Genomic DNA, 12,238 nt, shown 5'->3' on the forward strand with positions numbered 1-12,238 from the left:
CTACGTGCGGTGCGGTCGCACGATGCTGGCATCTCGCCTCGGTGGTCTCCCCCTCCGGGGCGGTCTCGTCTCGTCGGGCCGGGCCGGTGTTCCGGCCGAAGTTCCGCCTTCGGGCGTGGATGTCCGTACTGGCTGGGGTGATCGCCATACCTCTCGTACGTGTCGAGGTCGGCACTGCCCTCACATTCCGGACTGCGGACGCGAAGTACCCCCTCGGCCGCGTAGGGTGACGCCGCCTTCGGTGAGGATGCGGTGGACGAAGCCGTAGGAACGCCCCCGGGATTCGGCGAGGGCGCGGATGGAGGCGCCGCCCTCGTATTCCTTCTTGAGTTCGGTGGCGAGCTTGTCGCGGGCCGTGCCGGTGATCCGCTTTCCCTTGTTCATGAGTTCGTCCCCTTCAGCTTCGATGTACGGAAGGTGATCATTGCAGGGGGCCGGGGCCTGCTGGCGGATTGGGGCGAGTAGCAACGGCCCAGAGAACGCACAGTTGTACCGTCCACCGGATCGGTCGGCCCTGGGGCGCGAACCGTTCGTGGATGCATTCCGCTGTTGGATGCCCAGACCGTGCACCCGGCGGCTCTCGGAGATCTCCATCTCGGCGAGGAGCTTTTGGGCCTTCACTTTGCCGATGTCGGGGAGAGATTCGAGCAGGGCGCGGGCCGGCATCTTGCGGATGGCTTTGGAGTCGCTGGCCAGTACCGTGTACAGGGACAGCTTGCCGTGCTTGAGGGCGTCTTTGGCCTCGGCTAGCTCCTTGCGGGCGGCGGCGTGTCGAGCGTGGCCCGGCGCAGTTCGAGACTGGGCGCCCACGAGGATGGTCCTCTTGTCGCGTGAAACGGAACGGGTCCATCATGTTCGGACCATCAGGGCTTTGACCAGCAGGTTTACGGATTCGGCGCGGTGGTCTCGTCGTACGTGCGCAGCATCCGCATCACTGCCGCGGGTGAGGGGTGCTGGCTCTTTTTCTTACCGGTGGCGATGACGAGTCGCGCCGCGATGTCGTGCAGGCTCATCTCCTGCTCCTGTAGATGGAGGGTCATGGACAGCATGTGGTCGCCGGCGACGCTGGCCCCGCTGATGGTATTGCCGTGCTTGCGGGCGGACTCATGACCTTCCAGGGTGCGGTCGCGGATGCACTCGCGTTCCAGGCCAGACACAGCGCGGCCAGCCTGGTGAATGCGGGAGCGGGCAAGGTGCGGATCGTGACGACCTTGGTCGGTGCGGCATGTGAGGACGCTCGACGCTTGCCGTCGAACTGGAGCGCGGTCGCCTTGGCTGGCGATCTGCTCACCCCCGGCTCGACGAGATGAGGCCCTGGGCGGTGCCGGTGTCCGGCTGCTGCTGGTCGGCATCTCAGTCGTAGGCGGCGCAGGTGGCGAGGTGGGCGGGGGAGCGGCGGGGCCACCTCCTCCCGCTCGATTCTCAGCGCCTCGTGGCGCACAGTCGGTGTTATCGATAATCAGCGCGGTCGGCTTGATGACCGGCAGCATCGTCCGCGCCAAGCGAGCCCGCACATGAACAGGATCCCACGGGCTGGCCGTGATGAAGTGGGCCAGCGCCTGCCGGATCCCATCCTCACCCAGCCGCGCCGCCATCGGCTCCACCGACTTGCGTTGCCCGTCTGTCAGCAGCCCCCGCAGGTAGACCCGACCCCACCGACGTTGATCGCTGCGTCCGAACGAATCGAAGACATCTCCCGCGAAATCCTCCAACTCGCCACGAACAACGATGATTTCCTCTGGGGCCACGCCCCTCTCAACGACACACACCACGCAGGGGACACGCTCCATCGAAATTTAACCCGACCAAGCCCTGTCCTCGGTACGCATTCCGAATGCCGCGGTGCATTCTTGCGTCTCTGGGTCCCCGCCGGAGATCCGTGCAGGAAAGGCGAGTCAGGGCAGTGCGCACTGGTGAGGGGCGATTCCTTACCCGCGATGCAGGCGACACACCTGGAGAGGCGCGCCTGGCGTATTGCATGGGGCAGCATTGTCGTGGAACATCGCGCTGCCACAGACCCTGCACACCCACAGACCGAGATCGAGGACCATGACAAAGCTCTGGTGAATAAGAGCGTGGGCGGAATGGTGGTGTTCAGGGGCGTTTGTGGGGGTGTGTGTCCCAGCGGTAGGACACGCCCTCCTCGCGGAGCAGGGCCCGAAGGCCCTCGTGGCTGATGTCGTCGACCACCCCCTCAGCGACCAGGAAGTCGGCCAGCTTGACCAGGCTCCAGGTCGAAAACGGCAGACCGTGCTCGGCCGGCTTGGACTTGGCGATCTTCTTGATCTCACGCCGCTCGGGCAAGGTGAACGTCCTTGGCCGACCTCCGGAGTACTTCGGATACAGGGAATCGAATCCGTCCGCATTGAAGTTGTGCATCACGTCCCGGACCCGGTCCGCGCTGGTGAACGTCACCTCGGCGATCTTCATCACCGGCATGCCCTGGGCGGACAGCAACACCATCTGTGCCCGCCGCCAGGTCACCACCGACCCGCTGCCCCTGCGGACAATCCGCAGCAACCGCCTGCCTTCGTCGTCATCGATCTCACGGACGCGTACTCGTTCTGCCACCCGGACATCCTGGCGGCACCGAACCCCACGGGCCAACGTCCACCGACATGTCACATCACAACGTGGCAAAGGTTCATTGATGCGGCACTAGGTTGTCCTGCGGCCCGAATAAAGTAGTAGCCCACCTCCCAGAGATAGCAGGACCCTTGTCAGGTCGTCCTTGATCTCGTACGCGTCCGGACGTGAGTCCGGGGGCCAGCACACTCCTTCTTGTTCGTGTATGGCACAAACCTTGCCGTGCAGGGTCCGTTGCATGATCGTCTTCTGTCCGGGTTCATCCGGTGAGGCCGAGGGCAGTCAGGGGTCGGTGGCAGTCGCTGGCGGTGTGGCGGAGGGCGGCGGCGATGTTGGTGTGGCCGTCCTGGCGGTGGACGCCAATAGCGAGGTTGCGCAGGGTGGCCATGACGCGGGGAAGGCGCCGGGTGCGGATCTTGGAGTCGTCCTCGCGGAAGGTGCGGTCGCGGACGTGGTGCAGAAGATTTTCGATCTTCCAGTGGCCGCGGATCCCTGCGGCGAGCTGGGCGCCGCTGGCCGTGCCGGGCGGCAGGCTGGTGATCAGGTAGACGCGTTCGATGTTGAGCTTGCCGGTGGTGAAGTCCTTCCTCCAGCGCACGACTTGGAGGGCCTGCTTCGCATCGGGGTAGTCGAGGTGGGCGAAGGTGGCAGTCTTCAGTCGTCGGATCTCGTGGCGGTGGTGGGCGCGGGTGCGCTCGTAGTGGTCGAGGGTGATCTCCTGCCAGGGGCGGGACGGACACCGCGCCGGTCAGCGGGTCGAGCGGGAACCCCAGCACTCGGCAGACCCACAGGGGAGCGTCGTTGATCCACTCTGTGACGGCGGTTGACGGCGGCCAGTAGATACGGCTCTGATCAACATTTCGGGATGACCGTGCGTGATCGGCTCACGGTGTGAGCAAAATACGGCGCCGCAGGAGATCGAAGTTGGCCCGTCCATACCCTTGACGTTTGAGGTATTTCACCCGGTTCACGTGGCCCTCGACCATGCCGCTGGAGTAGGGCTGGGTGAGGCCGGCGGTGACGGCGTCGAGGTCCTTGCTGAGGTTGCGGGCGAAACCGCGCAGGGGTGGCAGCTCGCTGCCCTGGGCCGCCTTCATCCAGCGGGGCAGCAGACGGCCGTCGAGGTTCTTCATCATCGCGGCGAACGCCGCGATGTGCCGTCGTAGATCGGCGAGTTCAGGGCAATCGGCCAGGATGCGCTTGAGGCGGAGCTGCTGACCGGAGCTGAGGTTGTCGGGGTGACAGGTGAGCCAGCCGGTGACCTGCCGGACCGTGGGCGCCTCCGACCTCTTCGGGGTCGGCGACTCGGCGGAGCGCAACGGCTCGAGCCAGCGCCGGACACTGCGGCTGCTGCCGCGGTAGCCGCGTTCCTGAATCTCGCGGAACAGGCGCCCGCTGTCAGTGCACCCCTCCTGCCAGCGCATATTGAGGTACTCGGCCCAGGGCTGCAGCATCCGTCGGCTCTGCCGCGGCGGCGAGAGCAGGTCCTCGACGACTGTCGCGTGGGCGTACTTGCGGACTGTCTTGCGGTCCATCCGCAGGGACTTGGCGATCACCTCGATGGCGACGCCCTTGTCGTACATCTCGTGCACCGCCGCGAAGTTGCGGCGTGTGTTCGCGGCCCGCTTGCCCTCGATCGCCGGCGGCTCGGCAGGCCGTTCCACCAGGGCGTCCTGGTTCGCCTCCTCGGCCGGAGTGAGGCAGGAGCGGTGGGCGACGACGCACTTCTCAACCGCCTTGCACAGGTTCTGCCAGAGGTGAAAGCGATCTGCGATCTGGACCGCATCCGGCGCGGCCGTGCGGATCGCCTCCGCGTACGCGCTCGCGCGGTCACGGCACACGATCTCGGCGCCGGGATGTTCTTCGAGCCAGGCGGTGAAGGTCTCGGCGGTGCGGTCGGGCAGGACGTCGACGACGCGGCCGGTCTCGATGTCGATGAGGACGGTGCCGTAGACGTGACCGCGCTTGAGTGCGAAGTCGTCGACGCCCAGTACCCGCGGGCTCCGCTCCGGCGGCTCGGCAGGCAGCCTCCGCACACGGTTGAGTAGGGTGTTCGGGCTGATCGCGCAGTGCAGCAGGGCGGCGAGCCGGGCACCGGCCCGACCGGCCAGGCAGCGTGCGATCGATATCAGCATCGCCTGCTGCAGTTGGCTGCGGCGGCCGTGGCGGAAGGTGAGCCCGTCGACCTGCTCGACGAAGGTTCTGCGCGGGCACGACGACTGCTCGCACCGGAACCGGCGAACCGTCAGATGTATCGTTGTCGCCCGTCCACCGATCGCGACGTCAGCGAGCCGCCGACGATATCGGTCGTGGACTCGCTGTGAGTGCGTCCCGCAGCCTGGGCACTGGGCTGAGCGAGCAGCCGCCGAGGCAGTGATACAGATACATCCACCATCAGCTCGTATGTCCTCGATCGCGACGCTGGCCAGGTGCGGCAGCAGCGTCTTGGCTATGTGATCTCCTAACACACCTGGTCAACAAGGGGGTTGGAGATCAGTTACGCACGGTCATCCCGAAATGTTGATCAGAGCCCCGTAAGCTCCCCGGTGGCGGCCATATACGGCGCAATTTGTGGCCACGGGTTTCCCCGAGTACGGCCAGATTTCTCCCCGCTCGCCCCGAGTAGTCCCGCTCGGCGACGCTGGAGCGGGTGAAGAACAGCAGGGAGATCATGGAGATCCTTGAGGCATACGACCTCACAGGCAGTTACCGTGCCGCGGCCGAGCTGGCCGGGTGCGACCACCACACGGTGGCCCGTTATGTGAAGATGCGGGCGGCCGGCCAGCAGCCCGACAAGCGCCGGCAGCGGGCCCGGCAGATCGACGACTATCTGCCGAAGATCGAGGAACTGGTGGTCCGCTCGCAGGGCAAGATCCGCGCGGACGTGGTCCACAAGAGGATCGCCGCGATGGGCTTCACCGGCGGGGAACGCACCACCCGCCGCACCGTTGCCGAGGCAAAAGCCCAGTTCAGGGCAGGTCGACGCCGTGTCTACCGGCCATGGGTGACCGAGCCCGGGCTCTGGCTTCAGTACGACTTCGGCGACGGCCCGGTGATCAAGGGCCGCAAGACCACGCTGTTCTGCGCATGGCTGGCCTGGTCGCGTTTCCGCGTCGTCATTCCGATCTGGGACAAGACGCTGCCAACGATCACCGCGTGTCTGGACACCACTTTCCGCAGGATCGGCGGCATCCCGGCCTACGTCCTGACGGACAACGAGAAGACGGTCACCACCGACCACGTCGCCGGGATCGCGGTCCGCAACTCAGAAGTCGTCGAGGTCGCCCGGCACTACGGCACAACGATCCGTACTTGCCTGCCGGCGGACCCGGAAACGAAGGGCGGCTCGGAGTCCACAGTGAAGATCGCGAATGCCGATCTGGTGCCCAGGGACGTCAATCTGCGCGAGCAGTACAAGACCTTCGGCGAGCTTGAGGCCGCCTGCCGACAGTTCTGCGAAGAGGTCAACTCCCGCACACACAAGGTGACTCGGCGCAAGCCGGTCGAGCGGCTCGCAGAAGAGCAGCATCGACTGCACCCGCTGCCGCGGCGGCCGTTCACCGCGGCGTTCGGCACCACCCGGCGGGTCTCCTGGGAGTCGACGATCTCGGTCGACGCGGTCCGCTACTCGGTCCCGCACGAGCTGATCGACACCCGGGTCTGGGCCCGTTTCCACGGGGACGAGCTGATCGTCACCGCCGTCGACGAGACGGGCTCGGCCCTTGAGGTCGCCCGCCATCCGCGCGGCGAGCCTGGCTCGCCGGTCCTGGAGGATGCCCACTATCCGCCGCGCGAGGACAAGGAAGCCGACCGCACTCCGAGGGCGACCTCCGCCGAGGAGGCTGCGTTTCTCCAGCTCGGCCCGGGTGCTGCGAGCTGGCTGATCGAGGCCGGGGCGGCCGGGGTTCGCCGGATCAAGGCGAAGATGGCCGAGGCCGTTGCCCTCTCGAAGCTCTACTCGATAGCGGAAGTTGACCGCGCGCTCGGCACCGCCGCGGTCACCGCCCGCTTCGCGGACAAGGACCTCATGTCGATCCTCGACTACCAGGCCGTCCACGGCCTGGCCGAGCCGGTCCGTCGCAGCGAGGCCCACTCGCTGCAGCCCGGCACCTCCGCCTGGTCCGCCCTCGGCGCCGCCGCCCCGAGCACTGCTGATCTTTCCGAGTACGACGAAAGCGACCACTTCTGATGGCCACCCCTCTTCGCACCGTTCCCGGCACGAACGGCGACCCGCTCGCCGAGGCCATCGAGCTGACCAAGCGACTCAAACTCCCGCACATCCGGCGGTCGTTGACCGACATCATCCCCACCGCGAAGGCCCAACGCTGGGATCCCGCCGAGGTCGTCCGCGTCCTGCTGGCGGAGGAAGCGGCCGGACGTGACCGGGCCAATCTCCACACCCGGCGCAAGCGGGCCGGGTTCCCCACCGGGAAGACCTTCGGGGACTGGCACGAGTCCAAGTCCTCCATACCCAGGACCACGCAGGACGCCCTGAAGAGCCTGGAATGGGTCGGCCGCCGGGAGAATTTTTGTATCTGTGGACCGTCGGGGACGGGAAAGTCACACTTCACTGAGGCGCTCGGGCAGACCGCGGTCGAGGCCGGCCTGACCGTCGCCTGGTTCACCATCGAGGACCTGGGCGCCCTGGTCCGCCGGCACCGCGCGGACGACTCCATCGCCCGGGCGCTGGCGAAGATTGTCCGCTCGGACCTGATCATCGTCGATGACATCGGGCTGCTGCCCGTCTCCGAGGACGCCGCCGAGGGCTTCTACCGCCTGGTGGATGCCGCATATGAACGGCGCTCGATCGCAGTTTCGAGCAATCTCCACCCGTCTGGATTCGACGAGATCATGCCCAAGACCTTGGCCACCGCGACCGTCGACCGGCTCCTCCATCACGCTCACGTCACAGTCACTCAGGGTGATTCGTTCAGGTTCACCGAGGCCACCACCGGAAAGGGAGTGAAGCCCTTCAGCTGATCCACACCGACCCAGGGCGGGGAGAACATCTGGCCGCGAGTGGGGCGACAATGCCTTCCACCAGCAGGGATGCCTCAAGGCCGCCAGCGGGGACGACCAAGAGGCCGTTGACAGGTGTCTGTGCTCATCCCCTTCCAAGAAGACAACGAGATCGTCCCGCCTGTCCTCGTAACAAGCAAGGAAGAAACCGACCTCAAGGCAACGTTCGAGGAGCTTGCAGAGATGCGAAAGCAGCAGAACTCACGCTCTCGCCGACGCAAGACCGCCCCGACCATCAAGCACATCGTGATGTGCGGTACCCCGACACCTGGACGCCCCGATGTCGAAGGCGATACGACCGTCGCATCAATGACGAAGACGTATGGCGAGCACTTCCAACTGCACAAGGTTCGCTGGAGCAGCTACATCCGTCGGCAACATCGACTCCAGGCCCCAGTCCCCGCCTTCGGCCCGCGCAACGCCGCACCGATCGAGGACTACAACAAGTTGGCCACTGCCCTCGGGTTCGTAGATCTGAACCCCTAACGCCTGTTCCCCTGGGGAACACCAAAGGCCCGTACCGGCCGCGGAAGCTGAGATCCTCCGCGCCCGGTACGGGCCTTGTCGTTGTGCACCACCAGGTTACGCTGTCCTTTGAAGCCAAGTTAGTCCGGTGCGATGTCCTGACCTGGAGCGACTAGGTTGGATGTCAAAGGACATTCCTCTCAACTGCCGCGGGTGTTCCCCAGGGGAACACCTCGCGCCACTGTCCCTGGACGAATCAGGCAGGCAGCGGGTCAAACGGGAACACCCTCAAGACCACCACGATCAGCGACCATTAAAGCCGTGCTGTGGTGCCGCGGCCGTGGACTCTCGGCGTCGCTCGAATCCTGACCCTCTGACGGCGTATCAAATCTGACCCACTTGGTGATCTTCATCTGACCCTGGCCTTGGTGATCAAGGTCAGGAGGGAAGAGGTGATCCACGTGGAGGACTGGGCAGAGATCCGCCGACTGCACCGGGCCGAGCAGATGCCGATCCGGGCGATCGCCCGGCACCTGGGCATCTCGAAGAACACGGTGAAACGCGCGCTGGCGCACGACCGGCCGCCGAAGTACGAGCGTCCGGCGAAGGGCTCGGCGGTGGACGCGGTCGAGGTGCAGATCCGTGAGCTTTTGCGGGAGACGCCGACGATGCCTGCCACCGTGATCGCGGAGCGGATCGGTTGGCAGCGCGGGATGACCATCCTCAGGGAACGGGTGCGCGAGCTGCGGCCGGCGTATCTGCCGGTGGACCCGGTCTCGCGGACTACGTATCGGCCGGGCGAGCTGGCCCAGTGTGACCTGTGGTTTCCCGAGGCCGACATCCCGCTGGGCTATGGGCAGACAGGACGGCCGCCGGTTTTGGTGATGGTGTCCGGCTACTCGCGGATCATCGCCGCGAGGATGCTGCCCTCGCGCCGGAGTGGGGACCTGATCGACGGGCACTGGCGGCTGCTGACCGCCTGGGGAGCCGTCCCCAGGATGCTCGTCTGGGACAACGAGGCCGGCGTCGGCAAGGGCCGGGTCACCTCCGAGTTCGCCGCGTTCGCGGGCCTGCTGGCCACCAAGATCTACCTGTGTCGGCCCCGGGATCCAGAAGCGAAAGGGCTGGTCGAGCGGGCCAACGGCTATCTGGAGACCTCCTTCCTGCCGGGCCGTCACTTCACCGGCCCCGACGACTTCAACACACAGCTGGACGCCTGGCTGAAGGTCGCCAACCGGCGCGTCCACCGCACTTTGCAGGCCCGCCCGAGCGACCGGTGGGAGGCGGACCGGGCCGGGATGCTCGCACTGCCACCCGTTGACCCGCCGTCCTGGTGGCGGTTCCAGATCCGCCTGGGACGCGATCATTACGTCCGCGTCGACACCTGCGACTACTCCGTCGACCCCGCGGCGATCGGCCGGATGGTGACCGTGCTCTGCGACAACGACGAGGTCATCGTCCTGGCCCAGGGCGGCGAGATCGTGGCCCGGCATCCCCGCTGCTGGGCCCGCCACCAGACCCTCACCGACCCGCATCACGCCGCCGCCGGCGACGTGATGCGCCGCGAAGTACATCGACGGCACGGTGCTGCCTGCGCGGCAGCGGCCCCGGACGTGGTCGAGGTCGAACAGCGCGAGCTGGGCACCTATGACCGGCTCTTCACCGTCATCGACGGCGGCAACAACCAGGAGGCCGGCTGATGCCCGCCCGCGCCGCCACCGACGACGCCGCCCCCGCCACAAGTCGCCGAACCGGTCAGCAGACCGCGGCTGACCTGGCCTTCCTGGCCAGGGCGATGAAGGCCCCGGCACTGCTGGACGCCGCCGAACGGCTCGCCGAGCGGGCCCGCAAGGAGTCCTGGACGCATGCCGAATACCTCGTCGCCTGCCTCCAGCGGGAGGTCAGTGCCCGCGAGTCCCACGGCGGCGAGGCCCGCGTCCGCGCGGCCCGCTTCCCGGCGATCAAGACGGTCGAGGAGCTGGACGTCACCCATCTGCGCGGCATGACGCGCCAACAGCTCGCGCATCTGGGCACGTTGGACTTCATCACCGGAAAGGAGAACGCCGTTTTCCTGGGCCCGCCGGGCACCGGGAAGACACACCTGGCCATCGGTCTGGGAGTGCGGGCCTGCCAGGCCGGCCACCGGGTCGCCTTCGCCACCGCGTCCGAATGGGTCGACCGCCTGGCCGCCGCCCACCAGGCCGGACGCCTCCAGGTCGAGCTCACCAAGCTCGGCCGCTACCCACTGATCGTGATCGATGAAGTGGGCTACATCCCCTTCGAAGCCGAGGCGGCGAACCTGTTCTTCCAGCTGATCTCGAACAGATACGAACGCGCCTCGGTGATCGTGACCAGCAACAAGCCCTTCGGGCGCTGGGGAGAGGTCTTCGGCGACGAGACCGTCGCGGCCGCGATGATCGACCGCCTCGTCCACCACGCCGAGGTCCACTCATTCAAGGGCGACTCGTATCGCATGAAGGGACGCGAACTCGGACGCATCCCGCACGACACCACCGACAACGACTGAGCAACCGCAGCAGACACCACCTGGGTCAGGATTCAACCGACCAAAGTGGGTCAGAGTTCAGCCGCCGCCGACATGGACCGCGGAGATGCCCCTGCGGACGCGCTGCTCGCCGCCGGGTTCACCTTGCTGCTGTGGTGCCGTGGTCGTGGATCGCGGAGATGCCCTGCGCGTGGCAGGAACAGTCGAGGACAAGATCGAGCTGCTGTGGTGCCGCGGCTGTGGACCGCGGAGATGTACGGGGATGGAGGCGAGGTACGCCTCCGGAACGTGGCTGCTGTGGTGCCGCGGCCTGTGGCCGTGGAGATGCCTCGATGGAGGTGGTCAGCCGGTCCCGGATGGCGAGGCTGCTGTGGTGCCGCGGTCGTGCACCGCGGAGATGCCTGCTCGGTTGTCAGGTCGAGCGTGACACGGTGCGGCTGCTGTGGTGCCGCGGCTGTGGACCGCGGAGATGCCCGTCACCGGCCGCGCCGACGTGGCCGCCCTCGTCGCGCTGCTGTGGTGCCGCGGCTGTGGACCGCGGAGATGCCCCTGCATGAGCTGCACAAATTCGTTCCGGCGACGGTTTCTTGTGCTGTTCTGGTTCGGGCATGTGCGCGCTTAGCGGACATTTTTATTAGGTGTGGTTGGCGTGTTGCGTGTGTGCTTGGGGTTCCGAGGCTCTGGGAGGGGTGTGAGGGCTGCGGGTTGGAGGGGGCCGTCGGAGTTGGAGAGGCGGTTTCGGGTGGCGGTGTAGCGGGCTGTGACGCGAGGCTATCGAGTTTTGAGGGGTCGGGGTTGTGGGCGCGGAGAAGTGGGTGTTCGAGGAGGGTGGTGAGGGCGGTTGGGGTGAGTGGGGGGTGCCAGGTGGGCCAGGTGAGGGTGGGGCCGTCGGGGGTGGTTTCCCAGCTGGTGGTGTGGCCGCGGCGGGCGGTGCCGGTGAGGCGGAAGGTGGCGAAGGAGTGGAGGGCGAGCCAGGTGGCGCCGGGGACGCCTTGTTGGGCGGGTTTGCCGTGGCTGGTGGTGTGTGCGTCGCCGGCGGAGGCGTGGTCGAGGTTGGCGCCGGTATAGCCCTCAACCCGCCGCCACGCGGTGAGGGCTGCCAGCAGGTGGCTGGGGTCCTTGCGGCAGAGCTCAGCTGCCTTGGTCCAGTTGTTCGCCAGTGTCATTCCCCCACTGGGGGCGAACAGCGGTGTGGTCTTGGTGTAGAGGCTCTCGATGGGACCGGGTTTGGCGCCGCTGGTGGGGGGTGCCAGGTGGAGTTGGTTGACCAGCGCGGTGAACCAGTGGGCGACGGGGGAGTGGTCGAGGCGCTCGGCGGTGGTGTGTTCGCGTAGGCGCCTCAGGGCCATGGCGATTGGCATTCTGAGCGGCTCATTGGGCGTCTTCTCAGCGGCCTCGTGTCGCGGGAGGGAGAGGATTCCGGGCGCGATGGGCAGCGGCTCGGTTTCGGGTGTGGTGGGCAGATGAGTGCGGAGGAGTCCGGCGACCGCTTCGTGGGTGAAGGGCTGGTGGGTGTGGAGGACGGCGGGCCCGGTGGGACTGCGCCAGGACAGGCGGGGGGTGTGGTCGAGGCTGAGGGCGGTCAGTTCGAGGACGCCGAGAGCAGCGAGGAACCCGAGGGCCGAGTTTCCACGAAGGGCGGGTAGTTCCAGCTCGTGCATT

9 protein-coding genes and 4 pseudogenes are annotated in these 12,238 nt (G+C 66.8%); 5 read left to right on the forward strand and 8 right to left on the reverse strand.

What is annotated here, in order from left to right; genetic code table 11:
- Window positions 1–180: 180 nt before the first annotated feature.
- The 7 genes and pseudogenes from SNOUR_RS41305 to SNOUR_RS49655 form a co-directional block, all read right to left on the reverse strand.
- Window positions 181–384, reverse strand: coding sequence for a helix-turn-helix domain-containing protein (locus SNOUR_RS41305; RefSeq protein ID WP_067357475.1), 204 nt, complete (start codon window positions 382–384; stop codon window positions 181–183).
- A 213-nt stretch (window positions 385–597) separates the two neighbouring features.
- Window positions 598–810: pseudogene (locus tag SNOUR_RS46860) on the reverse strand (hypothetical protein); the annotation flags it as partial.
- Window positions 811–1,445: 635 nt separating this feature from the next.
- Window positions 1,446–1,748 (reverse strand): annotated as a pseudogene (locus tag SNOUR_RS49645) (transposase); the annotation flags it as partial.
- Between the two features lie 376 nt (window positions 1,749–2,124).
- Window positions 2,125–2,571: pseudogene (locus tag SNOUR_RS41315) on the reverse strand (helix-turn-helix domain-containing protein); the annotation flags it as partial.
- Window positions 2,572–2,845: 274 nt separating this feature from the next.
- A complete protein-coding gene (locus SNOUR_RS41320) occupies window positions 2,846–3,184 on the reverse strand; it encodes a hypothetical protein (protein WP_376738480.1) in 339 nt (112 codons plus the stop codon).
- A 286-nt stretch (window positions 3,185–3,470) separates the two neighbouring features.
- Complete coding sequence (locus tag SNOUR_RS49650) at window positions 3,471–4,169, reverse strand: transposase (protein WP_446677953.1); 699 nt, start codon at window positions 4,167–4,169, stop codon at window positions 3,471–3,473.
- A gap of 120 nt (window positions 4,170–4,289) precedes the next feature.
- Window positions 4,290–5,054 (reverse strand): annotated as a pseudogene (locus SNOUR_RS49655) (ISL3 family transposase); the annotation flags it as partial.
- A 182-nt stretch (window positions 5,055–5,236) separates the two neighbouring features.
- Here SNOUR_RS49655 and istA (SNOUR_RS41330) point away from each other — a divergent pair.
- From istA (SNOUR_RS41330) to istB (SNOUR_RS41345), 5 genes are all read left to right on the forward strand, one after another.
- On the forward strand, window positions 5,237–6,775 hold the full coding sequence (gene istA / locus SNOUR_RS41330; RefSeq protein WP_067342988.1) for an IS21 family transposase: 1,539 nt from the start codon (window positions 5,237–5,239) through the stop codon (window positions 6,773–6,775).
- Window positions 6,775–7,566 carry an IS21-like element helper ATPase IstB gene (gene istB, locus SNOUR_RS41335; protein ID WP_067342987.1) on the forward strand — a complete coding sequence of 264 codons (792 nt, stop codon included), beginning with the start codon at window positions 6,775–6,777 and terminating at the stop codon, window positions 7,564–7,566. The genes istA (SNOUR_RS41330) and istB (SNOUR_RS41335) overlap by 1 nt, the downstream gene beginning before the upstream one ends.
- A 114-nt stretch (window positions 7,567–7,680) precedes the next feature.
- Window positions 7,681–8,091, forward strand: a complete 411-nt coding sequence (locus tag SNOUR_RS46865; protein WP_159425732.1) for a hypothetical protein — start codon at window positions 7,681–7,683, stop codon at window positions 8,089–8,091.
- Between the two features lie 431 nt (window positions 8,092–8,522).
- On the forward strand, window positions 8,523–9,770 hold the full coding sequence (gene istA, locus SNOUR_RS41340) for an IS21 family transposase (RefSeq protein ID WP_067342985.1): 1,248 nt from the start codon (window positions 8,523–8,525) through the stop codon (window positions 9,768–9,770).
- The gene (istB, locus tag SNOUR_RS41345) at window positions 9,770–10,597 is read left to right on the forward strand and encodes an IS21-like element helper ATPase IstB (RefSeq protein WP_067342984.1); all 828 of its coding nucleotides are present in this window, start codon (window positions 9,770–9,772) and stop codon (window positions 10,595–10,597) included. The genes istA (SNOUR_RS41340) and istB (SNOUR_RS41345) overlap by 1 nt, the downstream gene beginning before the upstream one ends.
- A gap of 455 nt (window positions 10,598–11,052) precedes the next feature.
- Here istB (SNOUR_RS41345) and SNOUR_RS46870 read toward each other — a convergent pair whose 3' ends face one another.
- Window positions 11,053–12,237 (reverse strand): type I-G CRISPR-associated protein, Cas3-extension family, encoded by a 1,185-nt coding sequence (locus SNOUR_RS46870; RefSeq protein WP_159425731.1) that lies wholly within the window; start codon window positions 12,235–12,237, stop codon window positions 11,053–11,055.
- Window position 12,238 lies beyond the last annotated feature (1 nt).

This window comes from Streptomyces noursei ATCC 11455, assembly GCF_001704275.1.
Classification (GTDB): Bacteria; Actinomycetota; Actinomycetes; order Streptomycetales; family Streptomycetaceae; genus Streptomyces; species Streptomyces noursei.

Coding starts and splice junctions, on each gene's coding strand:
- SNOUR_RS41305 (WP_067357475.1), bottom strand. CDS start 384: ATGAACAAGGGAAAGCGGATCACCGGCACGGCCCGCGACAAGCTCGCC.
- SNOUR_RS49650 (WP_446677953.1), bottom strand. CDS start 4,169: ATGTACGACAAGGGCGTCGCCATCGAGGTGATCGCCAAGTCCCTGCGG.
- istB (WP_067342987.1), top strand. CDS start 6,775: ATGGCCACCCCTCTTCGCACCGTTCCCGGCACGAACGGCGACCCGCTC.
- istB (WP_067342984.1), top strand. CDS start 9,770: ATGCCCGCCCGCGCCGCCACCGACGACGCCGCCCCCGCCACAAGTCGC.
- SNOUR_RS46870 (WP_159425731.1), bottom strand. CDS start 12,237: ATGCACGAGCTGGAACTACCCGCCCTTCGTGGAAACTCGGCCCTCGGG.